The organism is Pseudonocardia oceani (genome assembly GCF_019263585.2).
GTDB classification, from domain to species: Bacteria; Actinomycetota; Actinomycetes; order Mycobacteriales; family Pseudonocardiaceae; genus Pseudonocardia; species Pseudonocardia oceani.
In genome coordinates, this window is sequence record NZ_JADQDF010000001.1 from 6559494 (window position 1) to 6580333 (window position 20840).

Annotated in this window: 22 protein-coding genes; 12 read left to right on the forward strand and 10 right to left on the reverse strand. The window is 74.9% G+C overall.

Features of this window, described 5'->3' with window-relative positions:
- Positions 1–8: 8 nt before the first annotated feature.
- Genes I4I82_RS32815 through I4I82_RS32825 form a run of 3 tightly spaced genes read right to left on the reverse strand, consistent with a single transcriptional unit; the run spans position 9 to position 2395 of the window.
- Positions 9–434, reverse strand: a complete 426-nt coding sequence (locus I4I82_RS32815; protein WP_218591000.1) for a TIGR03668 family PPOX class F420-dependent oxidoreductase — start codon at positions 432–434, stop codon at positions 9–11.
- The gene (locus I4I82_RS32820; protein ID WP_218590999.1) at positions 435–1316 is read right to left on the reverse strand and encodes an SMP-30/gluconolactonase/LRE family protein; all 882 of its coding nucleotides are present in this window, start codon (positions 1314–1316) and stop codon (positions 435–437) included.
- A complete protein-coding gene (locus I4I82_RS32825) occupies positions 1313–2395 on the reverse strand; it encodes a dipeptidase (protein ID WP_218590998.1) in 1083 nt (360 codons plus the stop codon). Before I4I82_RS32825 ends, I4I82_RS32820 begins: the two co-directional genes overlap by 4 nt.
- Before the next feature lie 73 nt (positions 2396–2468).
- On the opposite strand from I4I82_RS32825, the gene I4I82_RS32830 reads away from it, so the two are divergent.
- The 4 genes from I4I82_RS32830 to I4I82_RS32845 are packed head-to-tail and all read left to right on the forward strand — an operon-like array spanning position 2469 to position 7729.
- The gene (locus tag I4I82_RS32830) at positions 2469–3446 is read left to right on the forward strand and encodes a pirin family protein (RefSeq protein WP_218590997.1); all 978 of its coding nucleotides are present in this window, start codon (positions 2469–2471) and stop codon (positions 3444–3446) included.
- Positions 3439–3780 carry a GNAT family N-acetyltransferase gene (locus I4I82_RS32835; protein ID WP_218590996.1) on the forward strand — a complete coding sequence of 114 codons (342 nt, stop codon included), beginning with the start codon at positions 3439–3441 and terminating at the stop codon, positions 3778–3780. The genes I4I82_RS32830 and I4I82_RS32835 overlap by 8 nt, the downstream gene beginning before the upstream one ends.
- Before the next feature lie 42 nt (positions 3781–3822).
- Positions 3823–6906: a DEAD/DEAH box helicase gene (locus I4I82_RS32840; RefSeq protein WP_218596375.1), complete on the forward strand. Its 3084-nt coding sequence runs from the start codon at positions 3823–3825 to the stop codon at positions 6904–6906.
- Positions 6899–7729: an SWIM zinc finger family protein gene (locus I4I82_RS32845; protein WP_218590995.1), complete on the forward strand. Its 831-nt coding sequence runs from the start codon at positions 6899–6901 to the stop codon at positions 7727–7729. Before I4I82_RS32840 ends, I4I82_RS32845 begins: the two co-directional genes overlap by 8 nt.
- On the opposite strand, the gene I4I82_RS32850 is transcribed toward I4I82_RS32845, so the two are convergent.
- Positions 7696–8034: a DUF3817 domain-containing protein gene (locus I4I82_RS32850; protein WP_226370396.1), complete on the reverse strand. Its 339-nt coding sequence runs from the start codon at positions 8032–8034 to the stop codon at positions 7696–7698. The genes I4I82_RS32845 and I4I82_RS32850 overlap by 34 nt on opposite strands.
- Before the next feature lie 109 nt (positions 8035–8143).
- Between I4I82_RS32850 and I4I82_RS32855 the strand changes: the two genes are divergently transcribed.
- The 3 genes from I4I82_RS32855 (at position 8144) to I4I82_RS32865 (ending at position 10515) form a co-directional block, all read left to right on the forward strand.
- On the forward strand, positions 8144–8344 hold the full coding sequence (locus I4I82_RS32855) for a hypothetical protein (protein WP_218590994.1): 201 nt from the start codon (positions 8144–8146) through the stop codon (positions 8342–8344).
- Positions 8345–8410: 66 nt separating this feature from the next.
- Positions 8411–9316 (forward strand): TIGR03854 family LLM class F420-dependent oxidoreductase, encoded by a 906-nt coding sequence (locus I4I82_RS32860; RefSeq protein ID WP_218590993.1) that lies wholly within the window; start codon positions 8411–8413, stop codon positions 9314–9316.
- Positions 9313–10515 carry a trans-sulfuration enzyme family protein gene (locus tag I4I82_RS32865; protein WP_218590992.1) on the forward strand — a complete coding sequence of 401 codons (1203 nt, stop codon included), beginning with the start codon at positions 9313–9315 and terminating at the stop codon, positions 10513–10515. Before I4I82_RS32860 ends, I4I82_RS32865 begins: the two co-directional genes overlap by 4 nt.
- On the opposite strand, the gene I4I82_RS32870 is transcribed toward I4I82_RS32865, so the two are convergent.
- On the reverse strand, positions 10508–12076 hold the full coding sequence (locus I4I82_RS32870) for an acyl--CoA ligase family protein (RefSeq protein WP_226370457.1): 1569 nt from the start codon (positions 12074–12076) through the stop codon (positions 10508–10510). The genes I4I82_RS32865 and I4I82_RS32870 overlap by 8 nt on opposite strands.
- Before the next feature lie 81 nt (positions 12077–12157).
- On the opposite strand from I4I82_RS32870, the gene I4I82_RS32875 reads away from it, so the two are divergent.
- Both I4I82_RS32875 and I4I82_RS32880 read left to right on the forward strand, forming a co-directional pair.
- On the forward strand, positions 12158–12811 hold the full coding sequence (locus tag I4I82_RS32875) for a maleylpyruvate isomerase family mycothiol-dependent enzyme (protein WP_218590991.1): 654 nt from the start codon (positions 12158–12160) through the stop codon (positions 12809–12811).
- A 22-nt stretch (positions 12812–12833) separates the two neighbouring features.
- A complete protein-coding gene (locus I4I82_RS32880) occupies positions 12834–14120 on the forward strand; it encodes an acyl-CoA dehydrogenase family protein (protein ID WP_218590990.1) in 1287 nt (428 codons plus the stop codon).
- Between the two features lie 86 nt (positions 14121–14206).
- On the opposite strand, the gene I4I82_RS32885 is transcribed toward I4I82_RS32880, so the two are convergent.
- Positions 14207–14371, reverse strand: coding sequence for a hypothetical protein (locus I4I82_RS32885; protein WP_218590989.1), 165 nt, complete (start codon positions 14369–14371; stop codon positions 14207–14209).
- A 17-nt stretch (positions 14372–14388) separates the two neighbouring features.
- On the opposite strand from I4I82_RS32885, the gene I4I82_RS32890 reads away from it, so the two are divergent.
- Positions 14389–15177 carry a hypothetical protein gene (locus I4I82_RS32890; RefSeq protein ID WP_226370397.1) on the forward strand — a complete coding sequence of 263 codons (789 nt, stop codon included), beginning with the start codon at positions 14389–14391 and terminating at the stop codon, positions 15175–15177.
- Here I4I82_RS32890 and I4I82_RS32895 read toward each other — a convergent pair.
- Positions 15158–15625, reverse strand: a complete 468-nt coding sequence (locus I4I82_RS32895) for a MarR family winged helix-turn-helix transcriptional regulator (RefSeq protein WP_218590988.1) — start codon at positions 15623–15625, stop codon at positions 15158–15160. The genes I4I82_RS32890 and I4I82_RS32895 overlap by 20 nt on opposite strands.
- 147 nt (positions 15626–15772) lie before the next feature.
- On the opposite strand from I4I82_RS32895, the gene I4I82_RS32900 reads away from it, so the two are divergent.
- A complete protein-coding gene (locus I4I82_RS32900; protein WP_218590987.1) occupies positions 15773–16114 on the forward strand; it encodes a histone-like nucleoid-structuring protein Lsr2 in 342 nt (113 codons plus the stop codon).
- 9 nt (positions 16115–16123) lie between these two features.
- Here I4I82_RS32900 and I4I82_RS32905 read toward each other — a convergent pair whose 3' ends face one another.
- The 3 genes from I4I82_RS32905 to I4I82_RS32915 are packed head-to-tail and all read right to left on the reverse strand — an operon-like array spanning position 16124 to position 19281.
- Positions 16124–16663, reverse strand: a complete 540-nt coding sequence (locus I4I82_RS32905) for a GNAT family N-acetyltransferase (protein ID WP_218590986.1) — start codon at positions 16661–16663, stop codon at positions 16124–16126.
- Between the two features lie 37 nt (positions 16664–16700).
- A complete protein-coding gene (locus I4I82_RS32910) occupies positions 16701–18002 on the reverse strand; it encodes a hypothetical protein (RefSeq protein ID WP_218590985.1) in 1302 nt (433 codons plus the stop codon).
- 16 nt (positions 18003–18018) lie between these two features.
- Positions 18019–19281 (reverse strand): MFS transporter, encoded by a 1263-nt coding sequence (locus tag I4I82_RS32915; protein ID WP_226370398.1) that lies wholly within the window; start codon positions 19279–19281, stop codon positions 18019–18021.
- On the opposite strand from I4I82_RS32915, the gene I4I82_RS32920 reads away from it, so the two are divergent.
- On the forward strand, positions 19274–20833 hold the full coding sequence (locus I4I82_RS32920) for a long-chain-fatty-acid--CoA ligase (RefSeq protein WP_226370399.1): 1560 nt from the start codon (positions 19274–19276) through the stop codon (positions 20831–20833). The two genes, I4I82_RS32915 and I4I82_RS32920, sit on opposite strands and share 8 nt — an antisense overlap.
- The last annotated feature ends 7 nt before the right edge of the window (positions 20834–20840 follow it).

Sequence of the window (20840 nt, forward strand, 5' to 3'; positions counted from 1 at the left end):
CCACTCGTTCAGGCCTGGGCCGTCCACCCCGCCCACCGCTCCGGGGTGATCACCAGGACCGGGCCCTCGGGCGGCGCCGCGGCGTACGGCGGGTACTTCGCGCACAGCGCGGCCAGCGCCCCGGCGCGCAGCGGACCGTCCTCGTGCACCGCGGCCGTGCCGTCGACCCGGACCCACCACAGCTGCGACCAGTCGTCGTCGTAGCGGTCGGCGAGCACGGCGACGCGCGGGTCGCGGCGCACGTCGTCGAGGCGGGCCAGGCGGGTGCTCCGCTTGGGCTTCACGTCGTCGACGGCCGAGCAGATCAGGCCGTCGACCAGCGCGAACGTGAACGGCACGAGCCGCGGTGTGCCATCGGCGCGCAGCGTCGCGAGCCGGGCCACGGGGGCCGCGGCTAGGCGGGCGCGGCGCTGCGCGTCGTCGAGGACCGGCACCTACGGGGCCGGGACGTCGACCCGGACCGCCAGCAGGGCCGCCTCCCGGGTGTCGCGCCGCTCGTGCTCGGCGAACCCGGGCGCGGTGCACAGGAACAGGGTGCGGCCGTCGGCGCCGCCCAGGGCGCAGGCGTAGACGCCGGTGCCGACGTCGACCGACTCGACGACGTCACCGCGCGGCCGGACCCGCACCGCCCGGTTGCCCAGGGCGTCGGCCGCCCACACCGCGCCCTCGGCGTCGGCGCACATCCCGTCGGGCGCCACCGCGAGCGCACCGAGCACCTCCGGCACCTCGGTCGAGGCCGGGTGCGGCCCGAAGGACGCCCAGTCGCGGCGGGCGCCCAGCGAGCCGTCGGCGTCGACGGGGAAGCCGCTGATCCGGTTGCCCAGGGTCTCGGCGACGACGAGCTCGCCGTCGATGAACGCGGCGCCGTTGGGGAAGCTGAGGTCGGTGGCCACCACGGTGGAGGTGCCGTCCGGGTCGACCCGCACCAGCGACGCCGTACGCACCGGTGCGCCGGACATGAGGTCGAAGCCGAAGTTGCCGACGAACGCGCGCCCGTCGGCGTCGACGACCATGTCGTTGAGGTGGCCGGTGGCGTGCTCGGAGAGGTCGGCGTGGGTGACGAGCTCGCCCGAGGCCTCCCGGCGCAGCACCCTCCTGTCGCGCATCGACACGATGAGCAGCCGCCCGTCGGGCAGCCAGCCCAGGCCGGAGGGCTGGTTCGGCACCTCCGCCTCGACCCGCAGGTCCGAGCCGTCCTCGCGGGCGGACAGGACGCGGTGGGTGTAGAAGTCCGACACCCAGATCCGGTCCTCGCGCCAGCGCGGGCCCTCCAGGAACGAGTACTTCTCGAGCACGACGGTGTGCGGGGTGGTCATGCCGGCAGTCTGCCCGCGTCGTCGGCCGCGCGCAGCACCCTGAGCGCGTTCTCCCCCGCCAGCTTCGCGCGGTCGGCCGCGCTCCAGCCGCGGTCGCCCAGCGCGTCGAACAGGGCCGGGTAGCAGGACACGTCCTCGAGCCCCGCGGGCAGCTCGGGGCACCCGTCGTAGTCGCCGCCGATGCCGATGTGGTCGATCCCCGCCGCCTCCCGGGCGTGGTCGAGGTGCGCGAGGACGTCGTCCATCGTCGCGCGCGGGGGCGGCGGCCCGTCCCAGGTGGCGGCGAAGGCGTCGCGGGCGCGCAGGTCGCGGTGCTCCAGGCCGGCGGCGGTCATCGCGCCGGCGAGGCGCTCGTCCCAGGCGGCCACCGCCCCCGAGACGAACCGCGGCACGAACGTCACCATCGCGACGCCTCCGTTGGCGCGCAGCGCGCCGAGCACGTCGTCGGGGACGTTGCGGGGGTGGTCGATGACCGCGCGGCACGAGGAGTGGGTGAACAGGACGGGCGCGGTCGTCGTCGCCAGCGCGTCGCGCATGGTGGTGTCGGCGACGTGGGAGAGGTCGACGACCATCCCGATCCGGTTCATCTCCGCCACGACCTCGCGGCCGAACGGCGACAGGCCGCCGCAGCCGGGCTCGTCGGTGGCCGAGTCGGCCCACTCGACGTTGAGGTTGTGGGTGAGCGTGAGGTAGCGGACACCCAGGCGGCGCAGCATCCGCAGCACCCCGAGCGAGCCGCCGATGCAGTGCCCGCCCTCGGCGCCGAGCAGCGAGGCGACCCGCCCGGAGGCCGTCGCCGCGGCCACGTCGTCGGCGGTGGTGGCCGCGGCGAGGTGGTCGGGATACCGCGCGACGAGCCGGTGCACCAGGTCGACCTGCTCCAGCACAGCGGTGACGGCCGCGTCGCCGGTGTAGGAGCAGGGCACGTAGACCGACCAGAACTGCGCGCCCACCCGCCCGGCGCGCAGCCGCGGGAGGTCGGTGTGCAGGTGCGGCTGGGGGTGGGCGACGTCGACCTCTCCCGTTCTCCTCAGCGCCCAGGGGAGGTCGTTGTGCCCGTCGACGATGCGCAGTGCCATGGGGCCAGTATCGGGAACACGGGCCACGGCCCTAGTGTTTGCACGAGCAACAACCGCACCACCGGAGGTCCCGATGCCCGCCGTCACCGTCCCCGACATCACCGTCCTGCCGCGCGTCACCGAGCCGGACGCCACGGCCGTCGACCGCCCGGTCCGGTCGGTCACCACCGCACCCACCGGCTTCGAGGGCGAGGGCTTCCCCGTGCGGCGGGCCTTCGCGGGCATCGAGCTCCGCGATCTCGACCCGTTCCTGATGATGGACCAGATGGGTGAGGTCGAGTACGCGCCGGGCGAGCCCAAGGGCACCTCGTGGCACCCGCACCGCGGCTTCGAGACCGTCACCTACATCATGGACGGCGAGTTCGAGCACCAGGACAGCCACGGCGGCGGCGGGTCGATCACCAACGGCGACACGCAGTGGATGACCGCGGGCGGCGGCCTGCTGCACATCGAGCGCCCGCCGGAGGCCCTCGTCGCGAGCGGCGGCCTGTTCCACGGGCTCCAGCTCTGGGTGAACCTCCCGAAGGCCGACAAGTGGCTGGAGCCGAAGTACCAGGACCTGCGCGGGAGCGAGTCGGCGCTGGTCAGCACGGCCGACGGCGGCGCGCTGCTGCGCGTGATCGCGGGCGACGTCGACGGCCACGCCGGCCCCGGCTCGACCTACACGCCGATGGCGATGCTGCACGCGACCCTCTCCCCCGGCACGCAGGTCCGCCTGCCGTGGCGCCGCGACTTCAACGCGCTGGTCTACGTGCTGTCCGGCCAGGGCACGGTCGGTGCCGACCGCCGCCCGGTCCGCACCGGGCAGGCCGCGCTCTACGGGCCCGGCGACGTGATCAGCGTGGCCGCGGACGCGACGCAGGAGTCGCGCCTGGCCGGCATGGACGTCGTCATCCTGGGCGGCGCGCCGATCCGCGAGCCGATCGCGTGGGCCGGCCCGTTCGTCATGAACACCAAGGCCGAGGTGCTGGCCGCGTTCGAGGACTACCAGAAGGGCAAGCTGGGGGTCGTGCCCGCGACCTACATCCCGCACGGAGGTGCCCGTGGCTGACGCCGCCCCCACTCCCGCCGAGCCCGCCGAGCCGACCGTCCTCGACGTCGCCGAGTGGTCCCGCTTCGAGATCCACTCCGGCGGGAAGCTCGCCGGGTTCGCGGCCTACCGCACCCGCCCCGGCGTGATCACCTTCACCCACACCGAGATCGACACCGCGTTCGAGGGCCGGGGGCTCGGCGGGCGGCTCGTGCGGGCAGCGCTCGACGCCGCACGCGCCCGCGGCCTGGCGGTGCACCCGGCCTGCCCGTTCGTCCGGAGCTGGATCGCGAAGCACCCGGACTACGCCGACCTCGTGCCGGCCGAGGAGCACGCGCGGTACGGCCTGGCCTGAGGCCGCGCCCGGACTGTCGGTGGGCCGTCGTAGCGTGGTCGTGTGCTCGCCGTCCACGCCCTCTGGTCCCCCGGCCGCGGGGTCGTCCTGTGGGGTGAGGACGGCGACCGCCCGGCCACGGCCACCAGCCGCTCGCTGCGCTCGGCCCGCCCGCACCCGTTCGCGATGCCGTCGGCGGCGCTCGCGGCGCTGCACCCGGGCAAGGCCACCACGCTCACGCTGCTGCTCCCGTCGCGCCCGGGCGGGCCGCTGGCCTCGCCGGAGCTGGTGCGGTCCGGGGGGCGCGACGCTCCCCCACGGTCGGGGCCGGTGCTGCGGCCGTGGTCGGTGCCCGCGCTGGTCGTCGACGTCGCGGAGCTGGACGACCCGGTCGACGACGTGCGCTACGGCGCCTCGGTCGCCCACCTGCGCGAGCTGGCGGCGCTGGCCGCCGACCTCACCGTGCGCGGGCGCGTCCTGCCCACCCTGGCGGACGACCACACGGCACGCTGGCGTCCCGTCGTGCAGGGCCTCGACGCGGTCGCGCTCGACGGGCTGGTCCGCGCGCTGCCCCCGGTGGCCCGGGCCGAGCACCACCGCCCCGACGCCGAGGCGCTCGTCCTCGACGCGCTCGACGCCCTGGTCGACTCGTCGGTGCGCGACCGGCTGGCCCGTTCCGCCGAGCCGATCGCGCTGGCTCCCGCCCGGCCCGCGGTCGACCCGCCCGTCACCGAGGTGTGGCTGGCGGGGCTGCTCGCGCCCGATCCCCGCGTCGACGGCGACACCCGCCCGCTCGCCGAGGCCCTGCAGGAGTGGGACTCCTTCGGCACCGCCCCCACCGGCGACGGCACGGCGGTCTTCCGGCTCGCCGATGTCTCCACGCTGCACGACCCGGCCGACCCGGGCGAGGACCCCGACGACCAGACCGGCGACGGCACGCGCTGGATCCTGGAGTTCCTGCTGCAGTCCACGGCCGACCCGAGCCTGCTCGTCCCCGCCACGGCGGTGTGGGACGGCGTGGCCGACCGGCTGCTGGCCGGGCCGCAGGAGCTGCTGCTCGCCGAGCTCGGCCGCGCGGCGCAGGTGGTGCCTGCGCTGGCGCGGGCGCTGCGCGGGCCCCGGCCCTCGGCGCTCGACCTCGATCTCGACGGCGCCCACCGCTTCCTCACCGCCGACGCCGCGCTGCTGGTCGCGGCCGGTTTCGGGGTGCAGCTCCCCCGCGGCTGGGACGGCACCCGCACGGTCGGGCTGGCGCTCTCGGCGCGCTCCACGCCCACCGACCGGGTCGTCACCCGCGGCGGGCTGGGCCGCGAGCAGCTGGCGAACTTCGCGTGGTCGCTCGCGGTGGGCGACCAGGAGCTGTCCGAGGACGAGATCGCCGACCTCGTCGCCGCGAAGGCGCCGCTGGTGCGGCTGCGGGGCCGGTGGGTCAGCGTCGACGCCGAGCGGCTCACCGCCGGGCTCAAGTTCCTGGAGAAGGCGCGCACGCGCCGCGGCGGCACCGCGCCCACGGCCGCCGAGGTGCTGGCCCTGGCCCAGCGCCACCCCGACGACGACGACTGGGACACCCCGATCCCCGTCACCGCCATCCACACCGACGGCTGGATCGGCGACCTGCTGTCGGGGCAGGTCGAGCGCGCGCTCACCCCGGTCCCGACGCCGCCCGGGTTCACCGCGACGCTGCGCCCCTACCAGGAGCGGGGCGTCGCGTGGCTGGCGTTCCTGTCGTCGCTGGGGCTGGGTGCGTGCCTGGCCGACGACATGGGGCTGGGAAAGACGGTGCAGGTCCTGGCCCTGGAGGCGCACGAGCGCGCCGGCGGGAGCCCGGGCCCGACGCTGCTGCTGTGCCCGATGTCGCTGGTCGGCACGTGGCAGCGCGAGGCCGCCCGGTTCGCGCCCGACCTGCGGGTGCACGCCCACCACGGCGCCGGTCGTCCACAGGGCGACGCCTTGGCGGCGGCCGTGGCGGGGGCCGACCTGGTCGTCACCACCTACGCCACCGCCGCCCGCGACGTCGAGGAGCTCAGTGCACTGGCCTGGCACCGCCTCGTGCTCGACGAGGCGCAGCAGGTGAAGAACAGCCGGTCGACGCAGGCGCGGGCGGTGCGCCGGATCACCGCCGGGCACCGCGTCGCGCTCACCGGCACGCCGGTGGAGAACCGGCTCTCGGAATTGTGGTCGGTGATGGACGTCCTCAACCCGGGCCTGCTCGGCACGGCCGACCGTTTCCGCGCGCGCTACGCGATCCCCGTCGAGCGCCACGGCAGCACCGAGGCCGCCGAGCTGCTGCGCCGCGTCACCCGGCCCTACCTGCTGCGCCGGGTCAAGACCGACCCGACGATCATCGACGACCTCCCCGAGAAGATCGAGATCACGCAGCACTACCGGCTCACCCGCGAGCAGGCCTCGCTCTACCGCACGGTCGTCGACGACATGATGGAGAAGATCGAGGGCTCCGACGGGATCGAGCGCCGCGGCAACGTCCTCGCGGCGATGGCCAAGCTCAAGCAGGTGTGCAACCACCCCGCGCAGCTCCTGCACGACGGCTCGCCGGTGGGGCGGCGCTCGGGCAAGGTCGCGCGGCTGGAGGAGATCCTCGCCGAGATCCTCGACGAGGGCGACCGCGTGCTGTGCTTCACCCAGTTCACCGAGTTCGGGCACATGCTGGTGCCGCACCTGTCGGCCCGGTTCGACACCGAGGTCGCGTTCCTGCACGGCGGCTTGTCGAAGAAGCGCCGCGACGAGATGGTGGCGCAGTTCCAGAACGGGCAGGGCCAGGCCGGTGAGGGGCCCTCGATCCTGCTGCTCTCGCTCAAGGCGGGCGGCACCGGGCTGACCCTCACCGCAGCCAACCACGTCGTGCACCTGGACCGCTGGTGGAACCCGGCGGTGGAGAACCAGGCCACCGACCGCGCGTTCCGCATCGGGCAGAAGCGCAATGTCCAGGTGCGCAAGTTCCTCTGCCCGGGCACGGTCGAGGAGCGGATCGACGAGATGATCACGAAGAAGCGGGCGCTGTCGGACATGGTCGTGGGCGACGGCGAGGGCTGGCTCACCGAGCTGTCCACCGACTCGCTGCGCTCGCTGTTCGCGCTCGGCGCCGAGGCGCTCGACGAGGTGGCCGACGAGGTGGGCGACGGTGCCTGACGCTCCCGACCCGTACTGGTGGCGCGACGCCGAGCCCGCCCGGCCGCGCCGCGTCGAGGGCGGCATCCAGATCAACAGTGCGCGCGGGAAGGTGGCGCGCACGTGGTGGTCGGGGCGGTTCCTCGCGGTGCTGGAGGAGGTCGTCGTCGGCGGACGCCTCGCGCGCGGGAGGACCTACGCCCGGGCGGGGCAGATCCTGTCCCTCGACGTCGACGCGGGCGGCGCCGTCGCGCAGGTGCAGGGCAGCCGGCCCAAGCCGTACGCGGTGCGGGTCGGGATCCTGGCCTACGGCAAGGCCGAGTGGGCCGAGATCACCGGCTACCTGGCCGAGGACGCCTCCTACGCCGCTGCGCTGCTGGGCGGGGAGATGCCGCGGGGCATCGAGGACGTGTTCGCGCGGGCCGGGCTCGCGCTGTTCCCCGCGGGGCCGCGCGACCTGGTCATGGACTGCACCTGCCCCGACGTCGCGGTGCCCTGCAAGCACCTCGCCGCGGTGTTCTACGTGCTGGCCGAGCGGTTCGACGCCGACCCGTTCCAGATGCTCGCGCTGCGCGGGCGCGACCGGGACACGCTGCTCGACGAGCTGCGCGAGCGCCGTGCCGCCTCCGCGCCCGCGGCGCCCGGCGCGGGGTCGCTGGAGGACGTGATGGACGCCTACTTCACGGCCGGTCCGGGCATCGGCCAGCGCCTGTCCGGCCCGCCGATCCCGTCGGACGCGCTGCTCGACCAGCTGCCGGAGTTCCCGGTCGCGGTGCGCGGCGTCCCGCTCACCGAGGTCCTGCGCCCGGCCTACCGCGCGCTGGGCGCCGGCTCGGAGAGCTGACCCCGGCTGCGGGCGCGCCGCTCGAACCACAGCGTCGCCAGGGGCGGGATGCTCGCGGCCAGCGCCAGCATGGTGGTCGGCAGCGACCAGCGCAGCACCCGCGCCGCCAGCAGCGTCACCACGAGGTAGGCCACGAACAGCGCGCCGTGGATCGGGCCGAACACGGTCACGCCGATCTCGTTGCCCACGCCGTCCGATCCTGTGGCGACGTACTTGAAGAACATGCCGATCAGCAGCCCGGCCCACGAGCAGGCCTCGGCGACGGCGACGATGCGGAACAGGCGGGCGGCGACGGGAGCGGTCACGGCCGACACCCTACCTTCTACAGAGCGTCGAACACCCGGCGCGGGCGACGGCCGCGCGTTCCGGGTTCCCGTGGGGCCGGACGCGGGGAGGCCGGGCATGATCGTCGTCATGACCCGTGTCGCCTCCACCGTGCTCGGCGTGCTGCTCCTGCTCATCGGGGTGGTCTGGACGCTGCAGGGGGCCAACGTGCTGCCCGGCAGCTTCATGACCGGCTCCCGCTTCTGGCTCGGCATGGGCATCCTCTGCCTGGTGGCGGGCGGCCTGCTGATCTGGTGGGTGGTGCGGGGCCGCCGCACGCCCCGCCCCTGACGTGTTCCCGATCTCGTGGTCCGCACGGAACCCGGTCCACCACCGTCCGGCGGATACCGTGGTGGCATGAGCGTGCGCATCGGCCTGGGGTCCGTCCGAACCGGGTCGGGTGCCCCCGGGCCCGAGCTCGCGGAGCTCGTCGACGCGTGCGAGGAGCACGGCGTCGACTCCGTGTGGCTGGCCGACCAGGCCTCAACGCCGTCGATCGACCCGGTCGTCGGGCTCGCCTACGCGGCCGGCCGGACCCGCACGCTCAAGCTCGGCACCGGCGTGATCGTGCTGCCCGGCCGCAACCCGATGCTGGTGGCCGCACAGCTCGCGTCACTGGTCGCACTGGCACCGAAGCGCATCCTGCCGAGCTTCGGCCTCCGCCCGGCCAGCCCGGCCGAGCGCACGCTGTTCCCGGTGCCCGACGGGCAGCGCGCCGCGGTGTTCGACGAGGCGCTGACGGTGCTGCGCCGGCTGCTCACCGAGCCCGTCGTCACCCACCACGGCGCGTTCTTCCACCTCGACGACGCGCGCGTCGGCCCGCTGCCCGAGCGCCCGCTCGACCTGTGGCTGGGCGGGCAGGCCCCGGCCGCGCTGCGCCGCATCGGGCGCCTGGCCGACGGCTGGCTGGGCGCGTTCCTCACCCCCGGCGAGGCCGCCGCCTGCCGCACGGGGATCGAGGCGGCCGCGGCCGAGGCCGGGCGGGCCATCGAGGACGACCACTACGGCACCAACCTCGCGGTACTCCCGTCCGGCGTCTCCGACGCCGAGCGCGACGACGCGCTGGCCGCCGCCGCGAAGCGCCGCCCCGAACTCGACCCCCACCTGCTCGTCGCCGACGGCTGGGCCGCCGCCCGCGAGCACGTGCGCGCGTTCGTCGACGTCGGCGTCACGAAGTTCGTCGTGCACCCGGGCGTGCCCGTGCCCTCGTGGCGCGGATTCGTCGACGCCTTCGCCGCCGAGCTGCTGCCGGAGCAGACGTGACCGACGAGCCCCACCGGCACCTCGCCACCCGCGCCGTCCACGCGGGCAACGCCGTCGACCCCGGCACCGGCGCGATCCGCCGCCCGCTCGTGGCCGCCAACTCCTACGCCCTGCCCGACGACCCGTCGGAGCTGTCGTGGTCGGGCACCGGTACCCCGCTCTACACGCGCAACGGCGGCGCCAACCAGGGGTGGCTGGAGGAGAAGCTGGCCGCGCTCGACGGCGGCGAGGCCGCGCTCGCGCTGGCCACCGGCGTCGCGGCGCTGCACGCGGTGTTCTTCACCCTGCTGCGCACCGGCGACCACGTCGTCTGCTCCGACGTCACCTACGCCGCCACCCACCAGCTGCTCACGGCGCTGCTGCCCGACAAGTACGGCATCGAGACCACGCTCGTCGACTCCGCGGACCCCGGCGCCGTGCGCGCCGCGATGCGCCCGACCACCCGGCTGGTGCACGTCGAGACCCCGGCCAACCCGACCACGAAGATCACCGACGTGGCCGCCGTCGCCGAGGTCGCGCACGCGGGCGGCGCGCTGCTCTCGGTCGACGCCACGTTCGCCACCCCGGTGCTGCAGCGCCCGCTGGAGCTGGGCGCCGACCTCGTCGTGCACTCGCTGACCAAGTACGTCAACGGCCACGGCGACGCGATGGGCGGCGCGGTGATCGGGTCGGCCGGGCTCGTCGAGCGGATCCGGCTGGAGGCGGGCGTCAACGCCGGCGCCACGATCAGCCCGTTCAACGCCTGGCTGATCATGCGCGGCGCGGTCACCCTGCCGATGCGGATGCGGGCGCACTGCGCGGGCGCGCAGGTCGTCGCGGAGTTCCTGGCGCAGGACCCCCGCGTCGCCTACGTCGCCTACCCCGGCCTGCCCGACCACCCCCAGCACGCGCTGGCCGCACGCACGCTCGACGGCGGGTTCGGCGGGATGCTCGCCTTCGCCGTGCGGGGCGACCCGGGCGCGCAGAACCGGTTCGTCGCCGCGCTGGAGCTGATCACCTCGGCGGTGTCGCTCGGGCACGACGAGTCGCTGATCGTGCACGTCGGCACCGACGGCCCGCGGGCCGCCCACTGGCCCGAGGAGTTCCGCCGGTGGGGGCACCTGCGCCTGTCGGTCGGGTTGGAGGACCCGCGCGACCTGGTGGCCGACATCGAGCAGGCGCTCGCGCGCACCGTCGCCCCGGACCGCACCGTCAGCTGATCAGCGGCGCGTCCCCCCACGCCGCGTCCCGCAGCACGAACTTCTGGATCTTTCCCGTCGACGTCTTGGGCAGCTCGCCGAACGTCACCGACTTCGGCGCCTTGAACCGCGCCAGCCGCTCCCGCACGTGCTCGATGATCTCCGCCTCGGTCGCGCTCGCCCCCTCCTTCAGCGTCACGTAGGCCGCGGCGACCTCGCCCCACCGCTCGTCGGGCACCGCGATCACGGCCGCCTCCAGCACCGCCGGGTGGTCGGCGATCGCCTGCTCCACCTCGACCGACGCGATGTTCTCGCCGCCGGAGATGATCACGTCCTTGCTGCGGTCGCGCAGCTCCACGTAGCCGTCGGGGTGCAGGACGCCCAGGTCGCCGGTGCGGAACCAGCCGTCGGGCACCGCCTCCGCAGTGGCCTCGGCGTCGATCCCGCCGTCGGCGGCGAGGTAGCCGAGCATGACGTTGTTGCCGCGCAGCGCGATCTCCCCGACCGTCCCGCCGTCCTGCGGGACGTCGGCGCCGTCCTCGGTGACCACGCGGACCGCGCAGGAGATCATGTTGCCGACGCCCTGGCGCGCCTTGCGCCGCGCCTGCTCGGCCGCGTCGAGGGCGTTCCACTCCGGGCGCCAGTCGCAGATCATCACCGGGCCGAACGTCTCGGTGAGCCCGTAGAGGTGCGTGACGTCGAACCCGAGCTCGCTCATCCGGCGCAGGATCGCCGGGCTCGGCGGCGCGCCGCCCGTGGCGATCTTCACCGGCGGCCCGTCGAGCGGGGCGGCCTCGTGGGCGTAGGCCAGCATCGACAGCACCGTCGGCGCGCCGTTGAGGTGCGTCACGCCCTCCTCGCGGATCAGGCGCCACACCTCCGGCGGGTCGACCTTGGGCAGGCAGACGTGCGTGCCGCCCGCCGCGGTGACGGCCCACGGGAAGCACCAGCCGTTGCAGTGGAACATGGGCAGCGTCCACAGGTGCACGGCGCTCGGCGTCAGCCCGGTGTGCCCGACCATGGCCAGGGCCTGCAGGTAGGCGCCCCGGTGGTGGTACATCACGCCCTTCGGGCGCCCGGTCGTGCCGGAGGTGTAGTTGATCGAGAGCAGGCCGCGCTCGTCGTCGACGGCCACCGCCGACGGGGTGGCACCGGCCAGCAGCGCCTCGTACTCCTCGCCCGCGCGGATCCGGCGCGGCGGCGCGTCGAGGCGACCGAGGGCGTCGTCGACGAGGGCGTCGAACGACGGGTCGTGCACCAGCACCGACGCCCGCGAGTGCTCCAGGATGTAGGCCACCTCGCCGGCCGAGAGCCGGGTGTTCACCGCGACGAGCGGGACGCCCGCCCACGGCACGCCGAAGTTGGCCTCGAGCAGCACGTGGGTGTTGGGCGCGAGCACCGCGACCGGCCGCCCGTCGGCGATCGCGGCCAGGCCGCCCGCCAGGCGCCGGCAGCGCTCGTGCAGCTCGGTGTAGGTCCAGCGCCGGTCGCCGTCGACGACGGCGGTGCGGTCGCCGTGGGCCGCGGCGGCGCGGTCGAGGAAGGACACCGGGGTCATCGCTTCGAAGGAGTGCTCCACGATCTCGAACCTAGGCGATGAGTCGCGCGCGGTGAGCGGGTCTGATGTGCGTCACGACGTCGAACGGGAACGGTGGTGGGCCGGATGGTCGAGCAGGTGCTGGAGACCGGGGAGATCGCGGCGGCGGTCGGGCGGGAGCGGCGCGGGTTCGCCGACTGGCTCGACGGGCTGGGCGGGGACGACTGGGACGCGCGGTCGCTGTGCACGGCGTGGACGGTGCGCGAGGTCGTCGCCCACCTGACCTGGACGACGCGGGCGAGCATTCCGGTCCTGCTGCGCGCCGCGATCCGGGCGCGCGGCAGCTTCGACCGGATGGAGATCGACCTCGCGCGCACCCGCGCGGCCCGGTTCACCCCCGCCGAGCTGGTCGGGCAGCTGCGCGAGAGCGCGGCGTCGTCGCGCCGGTTCCCCGGCAGCACCCCGATGGATCCGCTGATGGACCTGGTGATCCACGGCCAGGACGTCGCCCGGCCGCTGGGGCGCCCGCGGGAGGTGCGGACGGAGGTGGCGCTGCCCTCCCTCGTCTACGTCGCGGCGAACAGGTTCCTGGGCGGGCCGAAGCGGGTGGCGGGGCTGGAGCTGGTCGCGACGGACGCGGAGTGGTCGGGCGGCGAGGGACCCGCGGTGCACGGCACCGTCGTCGACCTGCTGCTCGCGGCGAGCGGGCGCCCCGCCGCACTGCCGCACCTGTCCGGGCCCGGCGTGGAGGTGCTCGCCGGGCGGCTCGCCACCGCCTGAGCGGTGTGGCAGCGTGCGGGGCATGGCATGGGACTTCTGCACGGAACCGGAGTTCGAGGCGCAGCTGGAGTGGATGCGGGGGTTCGTCCGCGACGAGATCATCCCGCTCGAGGTGCTCGATCTCGACCGGCCCGCGTACGACCGCATCACCGCCCCCCTCAAGGAGCGCGTCAAGGAGCGCGGGCTGTGGGCCGCGCACCTGCCGCCCGAGCTGGGCGGCGGTGGGTTCGGGCAGGTCCGGCTGGGCCTGATGCACGAGATCCTGGGCCAGTGCCGCTACGCGCCGGGCATCTTCGGCAACCAGGCGCCCGACTCGGGCAACGCCGAGCTGCTCGCGATCGGCGGTTCGCCCGAGCAGAAGGAGCGGTGGATGTTCCCGCTGCTGCGCGGCGAGCTGCGCAGCTGCTTCTCCATGACGGAGCCGGGCGCGGGCGCCGACCCGACGCTGCTGTCCACGCGCGCGGTGCTCGACGGCGACGACTACGTCATCGACGGCCACAAGTGGTTCAGCTCCAATGCCTCGCAGGCCGACTTCCTCATCGTCATGTGCGTGACCGATCCCGACGTCTCGCCGTACCAGGGCTCGTCGATGATCATCGTGCCGACCGACACCCCCGGCGTCACGATCCTTCGCGACATCCCGGTGATGGACCACCCCACGCACTCCCCCGCGCTCTACGGCGGGCACGCCGAGGTGCTCTACGAGGGCGTGCGGGTGCCCAAGGAGAACCTGGTCGGCAACCCCGGCGACGGCTTCCGCCTCGCCCAGCAGCGCCTGGGCCCGGGCCGCATCCACCACGCGATGCGCTGGCTCGGGCAGTCGCGGCGGGCGTTCGACATGCTGTGCGAGCGCGCGGTCAGCCGCCACACCCACGGCTCGGTGCTCGCCGACAAGCAGATGGTGCAGGACTGGGTCGCCACCAGCGCCGCGGAGATGCAGGCCGCGCGCCTGATGACCCTGCACGCGGCGTGGACGATGGACCAGGTCGGCGCGTCCAACGCCCGCCTGGAGATCGGGATGATCAAGTACTGGGGCGCCAAGGTGCTCCACGACGTGATCGACCGGGCCATCCAGGTGCACGGCTCGCTCGGCTTCTCCGGCGACCTCCCGCTTGAGGAGATGTACCGCGCCGCCCGCGCCGCCCGCATCTACGACGGCCCCGACGAGGTGCACAAGGCCACGGTCGCCAAGCGCATCCTGCGCGGCTACACCCCGACCGACGTGCCCACCGAGCACGTGCCGACGCGCGCGAAGGCCGCGCGGGAGCGGTTCGCGGAGCACCTGGACGCGGTGACGGCCAACCTCTGACGCGCGGACCCGACTTCCGGTGCGCGCGAACGGCACTCTCGCCCAGCTGAGTTGGGCGAGAGTGCCGTTCGCTCAGGGGGCTGGAGCTACGAGCGGGCCGTCGCGCCCGCCTGCGCGGCCTTCTCGTGCAGGCGGGTGCGGATCTCGTCGGGCGTGTAGGCCCGCCGCTGCCGCTCGGCCCGGGCCGTGACCACGCCCGTCGCGGCGACGCCCGCCAGCCCGGCGAGCCCGATCACCTTCCACCAGCGCATCTCGCTACCGTACCGGCGTGCCGCCACCTCGATCGGGCAAGACGGTCATCAGCCTCGACCGGGCCTGCGAGCTGGCCCGCACCGGGGACATCTGGGTGTTCCGCGGCAGCAGCGGGGCCGACCGCGCCATCCGCGGCCTCACGAACTCCCCGGTCAACCACGTCGGCATGGCGGTGGTGGTCGACGACCTGCCGCCGATGATGTGGCACGCCGAGCTCGGTCGCTCGCTGCTCGACCTGTGGACGGGCACCCACCAGCGCGGCGTGCAGCTGCACGACATGCGCGACGCCGTGCTGCAGTGGGGCCACCGCTACGGCCAGCGCGCGTGGCTGCGCCAGCTGGAGGGCCCGCTCGGCCCGGCGGAGGAGGACGGCGCGCTGCGGGCCGTCGCGCGCCTGGACGGCACCCCGTTCCCCTCGACGGCCCGGCTCACCGGCCGCTGGCTGTGGGGGCGGACACCGCAGCTCCCGTGGCCGCAGCTCCCGTGGCACAGCGGCACCGCCGACGGGGACGCCGAGCCCGTCGGCCTGGAGACCGCCTACTGCGCCGAGGTCGTCGCCCTCACCTACGAGGAGATGGATCTGCTGCCGCGCCACCGCCGGCCCAACTGGTACGACCCGGGCCGCTTCTGGAGCGGCGACGACCTGGAGCTGCGGGCGGGCTTCCGGCTCGGCGGCGAGATCGAGGTGGCCCTGCCGCCCGCGCCCGGGATCGTCCCGGCGCCGCTGGAGACCGCACCACGGCCCGGCTGGCGCCGCGCGCTCGACCGGATCACGCCGGGTGCTCTCACGGCGGGTCGCCGGTGACCGCCTGCCGGTAGTCCCGCACCATCTCCGTGGCGTCGCCGAGGAACCGGCGGGCCGCGGCGAGCTCGGCGGCGTCGTACCCGGCGAGCAGCGCCTCCATCCGGGAGCCGAGCGGCCCGAAGAACGCCGACGCGACCTGGTCGGCCGCGGCGCCGAAGTGCAGCGTGACGCGGCGGCGGTCGCGGTCGTCACGGGCGCGGCGGACGTGGTCGGCCCGCTCCAGCCGGTCGACGACGGCCGTCGTGGCGCCCGAGGACAGGCCCAGGTGGCGCCCGAGCCGGCCCGGCGTCAGGGGGTCGCCCGCGCGGTCGGCCTGCATGACGGCGAGCAGCGCCGCGAGGTCGGTGGCGTGCAGGGCGTGCCGCTCCGCGAAGACCTGCGAGAGCCGTTCGGCCTCCCCCGCGTACGCCTGCAGCAGGCGCACCAACTCGTCTCGATCCGCGTTCACCCCTGGACGATAGCAGGCATCTCGATGGTCAAGAGAACGTCAATTCCGGTGCACCGGACGGGAAATGGGACCCGGATCGACAATGGGGCAGCACGTCGTTTATCGTGGCCGCAGAACAATTGGGCACCCCCGGAGAAAGGCACGTGCGTGGCGAAGCACACCACCGTTACCCTGGTCGACGACATCGACGGTTCCGAGGCCGACGAGTCGGTCGAGTTCGCGATCGACGGGAAGTCCTACGAGATCGACCTCTCCACCGCCAATAGTGCCCGTTTGCGTGATGCCCTCGCCCCGTTCGTCGCCGCCGCCCGCCGGGCCGGTGGGCGGCGCAGTTCCGCGGGTTCCGCCACGTCGGCGCCGTCGCGGCCGAGCACCGACCGCGAGCAGAACCAGGCCATTCGTGAATGGGCCGTCGCGCAGGGCATGAAGATCTCCGAGCGCGGGCGCATCCCGTCCAACGTGCTCGAGGCCTACCACCAGAACCACTGACCGCCTCGTTCAGGGGGCCGTCCGCCGCCACACCACGTCCTCGCCCGCCTCACCGGAGGTGCGTTCCTCCTGGGGCGGGCGACGGGCCACCTCGGTGAATCCGAGCCTCCGCGGAACGGCGCCACTGCGCGCATTCGCCACGTCGTGCACGATCTCGACCCGATCCGCACCGATCCGGAACGCCTCGGCCGTGAGTGCGGCCGCCGCGGCGGTCACGTATCCGTTCCCCGTGTGCGCGGGGTGCAACCAGTAACCGATCTCCATACCGCCGGGGCCGATCCGGTCGCTCATTCCGCAGGCGCCCACGAGGGTGCCGTCGGGGAGGCGGATCGCGTAGCCGTAGCCGCGGCGCTCGGCCCACTCGACCTGCACCTGCTCGATGTGGTGGCGCGCGTCGGCGTCGGAGTAGCCGTGCGCGGCCCAGGCCATCCACGGCGCGAGGTGGGTGAGCGACTCCGCGGCGGTCCGGTAGAGCTCGTCGACCTCCTCGGGTGCCCACCGGCGCAGCGTCACCGGTCCGGCGGGCAGTTCCTCGCGCGCGGCGTCCACGCGGCCATCGTGCACCCTCTGTCAGTGCCGGGGGCGCTCACCAGACCGTCAGCAGCAGGTGGTTCACCGCGAGCGCGAGCCCGGCCTGCGCGGCGAGCCAGGCCCGCGCGTGCGGCAGGCGCGCGCTGGCGACCACCAGCCACACCCCGAACGGCAGCCAGATCCGCTCGACCTCGGCCTTGCTCAGCCCGGACAGGTCGGCCAGCAGGACCGCCGCGGCGGCCGCGAGCACGAGCCGGAGGGCGGGGCGCGGGAGGTCGAGGCGGCGCAGGCCCGCCACCACCGCGGGACCGAGCGCGAGCGCCAGCGCGGCGAGGTTGGCCCAGACGAAGTAGGCGTAGGGCCGCGTGGCCGCGACGCTCAGCGCGTAGATCACCTGCACGCGCGCGAAGCCGTCGAACCACCAGAACCCCGCGAGGGTGAACGCGGCGACGACGAGCGCCACCCCGGCCGCGGCGGCGAGCCCCGCGCGCCACGACCTCGTCACACCGAGCACCGCCAGCGGCACCAGCCCGCCGAGCACGAGGCCGTAGGACAGGTAGAGGCAGGACCCGAGCAGCACTCCCCCGACGAGCGACGGGAGCAGCCGCCGCCCGGCCGCGCCGACCGCCAGCAGCGCCACACCCCACGCCAGCACGGCGGCGAACATCCCGTCGGCGGACACGCCCACCCACACCGCGCCGGGGAACAGCACCCCGAACGGCAGCGCGGCCCGGGCCGTCCCCTCGGCCCCCAGCGCGCGCAGCGCGACCGCCACCGCCACGCACGCCGACGCCCCGACCAGCATCGTCACCACGCCCGACGCCCCGCCGCCGCCCAGGCCGGCGCGGTCGAGCAGGACGTAGAACAGCAGGACTCCGGGCGGGTGCGCGCCGACGTGGGTGACCCACGCGTCCGCCCCGGGGAGGATGAAACCGGTGAAGGTGCGCAGCGTCGCCGGCACGTCGGTGACGCGCGGGACGTCCCACAGGTACTCCTGGTCGCTCGTGAGGCGCTCGACGACGCCGCGCGTCCAGCCGTCGACCAGGGCCAGCGACACCGTCCACAGCGCCGACGCCGCGTAGGCCGCGAGCAGCAGCGGCCGCCACGCCAGGCGCCGCGCGAGGTCCGGGCCCTGCAGCACCACCGCCACGGCGACGACGAGCGCCACCGGCGTCCCCGGGCCCGCGTGCGGCAGGTACACCGCCAGCAGCGGCGGCAGGCCGAGGAAGATGTCGGTGCCGCCGGCCTTGAGCGCCTCGCCGACCACGTGCGCGGCGACGACGAGCCCCACCGCCGTGGCGACGACCAACAGGTCCCACCGGGTGCCGGTACGGCGGACCGGCGTCGTCACGTCCACCGGCCCATGATCGCGGTCACGTCCGGGCGTACGCCCGCCGCCCCACCGCCGACAGGACCGCGACCGGCACCGCGGCCGCCACCGCCAGACCGAAGACCAGCGGGTACGCCCCCGCCTCGGCCAGCGGGGCGAACAGCGCGGTACCGGCCGCGCTGCCCAGGAACAGCGACGCCGCGAACAGCGCCACCGCCGACGCCCGCTCGGCCGGGACGACCTCGGTGACCCAGGTCTGCAGCGTCGAGTGCAGGAACGCCCACGCGCCGCCGACCAGCACGCCCGCGACCGTGATCGTCACCAGGTTCAGCGCCACCCACGGCACGATCCAGGCGGCGACGAGGAACATGCCGCCGACCGCCGCGAGCCCGGCCGGGGGCACCCGCCCGACCAGCCGGCGCACCAGCCGCGACCAGACCAGCGCGCCCACCCCGTACCCGGCCGCGACCAGGCCGGCGACGGTCGCGCTCGTGCCGAGCGACTGCGCGGCGGGCGCGAGGTAGGTCAGCACGCCGAGCACGACGATCCCCTCGGCGAACGCCAGCGCCAGCACCGCGAGCGCCCACGGCGTCCGCAGCACCCCGCGCAGCGACTGCCACGGGTTGCCGGCCGTGGGCTCGCGGTCGGGCTCGGGCAGCCGGGCCAGCGCGAACCACAGCACCACCGCGGCGGCCGCCGTCGCCGCGGGCACGGCGCGCCAGCCGACGAGGTCGGCGAGCAGGCCCGCACCCGCCGTCGCCGCGGCCACGCCCAGCGAGGACGCGGCCAGCACGTCCGACAGCGGGCGCTGACGCACCGCGGCGGGCCAGGCGTCGCCGACGTAGACCAACGTCGAGGGGATCAGCGCGGCGAAGCTGCCCCCGGCCACCGCGCGCGTGATGCCCAGCGTCAGCAGGTCGGGGGCCAGGACCGACCCGACGCCGCCCAGTGCCGCGCCGATCAGCGCGATCCGCATGACCCGCACGCGCCCGATCCGGTCGCTGACCAGCCCCCACACCGGCTGCATGAGGCCGTAGGCGAGGAAGTAGACGCTGGCGACCGTGGCCACGGCGGCCAGCGACGCCCCCAGGTCCATTGAGATGACGACGAGCAGCGGGGCGATCGCGAAGCGGTCGCAGGTGCTGGTGAGGGCGGCGGCCTGGAGCAGGCGCAGCCGTCGGTCGAGGCCCGTGGTCACCGCCCGACCCTCCTCCGCGGCCCCCCACGCCGCCCGCCCGGGCCCCGTGACGGACGCCACCCCCTTGCCGCCGCGGCGGGCCGGGGCCAGTGTGGAGGGCGTGGACACCGCAGTCTCCGAGGCCGGCCTGCTCATGAGCGGGATGACGATGAGCGACCTCGTCGCCCGGTTCGCCCGCACCACGCCCGACCGCGTGGCGCTGCGCGACGGCGACCTGACGCTGACCTGGGCGCAGACCCACGAGCGCGTGTCCCGGACGGCCTCGGCGCTCACGCGCGCGGGGGTCGTCCCGGGTGACCGCGTGGCGGTGCTGGCGCTCAACTCCGTGCCCCACCTCGAGGCGATGGCCGCGGTCCTGCGGGTCGGCGCGATCTGCGTGCCCGTGAACTTCCGGCTCGTCGCCGCCGAGGTCGCCTACGTGCTCGGCGACTCGGGCGCGTCGGTCGTGATCGCCGACGACGCGTTCACGCCGCTGGCGCAGGCGGCGGGTGCGGGCACCGTCGTCACGATCGGCGCCGGGTACGAGGACCTGCTGGCCGCGGGCTCCCCCGAGCACGTCGAGCTCGCCGTCGACGACCGCGCGCCCGCGTTCATCATGTACACCTCCGGCACGACCGGCCGCCCCAAGGGCGCGGTGCTCTCGCACCGCGACCTCTACCTGCACGCGTTCAGCAACCTGGTGCACGCCGGGGTGAGCGGGCCGGGCGTGGGGATGTCGGGGGCACCGCTGTTCCACATCGCGGGCACGTCGAGCTACTACAACAACCTCGTCGCGGGCGGTGCCACCGTGCTCACACCCTCGGGCGGCTTCGACCCCGCCGGCATGGTCGACCTGCTGGAGCGCGAGCGCGTCACCTCGGTGTTCTTCGTGCCGGCGCAGTGGGCGGCGATCGTCGCGCAGCCCGGGATCGCCGAGCGCGACCTGTCGGCGCTGCGCCGCGCGATCTGGGGCGCCGCGCCGGCGTCGACCACGCTGCTGCGCACCATGATCGCGACCTTCCCGCAGGCCGAGGTCGTCACGGCGTTCGGGCAGACCGAGTGCAGCCCGGTCACGTGCATGCTCGGCGGGGAGGACTCGATCCGCAAGATCGGCTCGATCGGGAAGCCGATCCTCAACGTCGAGGTCCGGGTCGTCGACGAGGACATGCGCGACGTGGCCCCGGGCGAGGTCGGCGAGATCGTCTACCGCGGGCCGACCGTCATGAGCGGTTACTGGAACAAGCCCGAGGAGACCGCCGAGGCGTTCCGCGGCGGCTGGTTCCACTCCGGCGACCTGGTCCGCGCCGACGACGAGGGCTACCTCTACGTCGTCGACCGCAAGAAGGACATGATCATCTCGGGCGGGGAGAACATCTACTGCGCCGAGGTGGAGAACACCCTGGCCGCGCACCCCAAGGTGGCCGAGGTCGCGATCATCGGCGTGGCCGACGAGCACTACGGCGAGGCGCCGCTCGCGGTGATCGCCCCGCGCGACCCGGCCGACCCGCCCACCGCCGCCGAGATCGACGCCTTCTCCCGCGAGCACCTCGCCGCCTACAAGCGGCCCCGCGACGTCGTCATCGTCGAGGCCCTGCCGCGCAACCCCAGCGGCAAGGTCCTCAAGACCGCGCTGCGCACGGAGTACGGGGCGACGGCGGTGGTGTCCGCACCCGCCGTGTGAGCGCCTA

Excerpts from the sequence above, each read along its gene's own strand:
- I4I82_RS32820 (WP_218590999.1), bottom strand. The coding sequence starts at position 1,316 with ATGACCACCCCGCACACCGTCGTGCTCGAGAAGTACTCGTTCCTGGAG.
- I4I82_RS32825 (WP_218590998.1), bottom strand. The coding sequence starts at position 2,395 with ATGGCACTGCGCATCGTCGACGGGCACAACGACCTCCCCTGGGCGCTG.
- I4I82_RS32830 (WP_218590997.1), top strand. The coding sequence starts at position 2,469 with ATGCCCGCCGTCACCGTCCCCGACATCACCGTCCTGCCGCGCGTCACC.
- I4I82_RS32855 (WP_218590994.1), top strand. The coding sequence starts at position 8,144 with ATGACCCGTGTCGCCTCCACCGTGCTCGGCGTGCTGCTCCTGCTCATC.
- I4I82_RS32860 (WP_218590993.1), top strand. The coding sequence starts at position 8,411 with ATGAGCGTGCGCATCGGCCTGGGGTCCGTCCGAACCGGGTCGGGTGCC.
- I4I82_RS32875 (WP_218590991.1), top strand. The coding sequence starts at position 12,158 with ATGGTCGAGCAGGTGCTGGAGACCGGGGAGATCGCGGCGGCGGTCGGG.
- I4I82_RS32880 (WP_218590990.1), top strand. The coding sequence starts at position 12,834 with ATGGCATGGGACTTCTGCACGGAACCGGAGTTCGAGGCGCAGCTGGAG.
- I4I82_RS32885 (WP_218590989.1), bottom strand. The coding sequence starts at position 14,371 with ATGCGCTGGTGGAAGGTGATCGGGCTCGCCGGGCTGGCGGGCGTCGCC.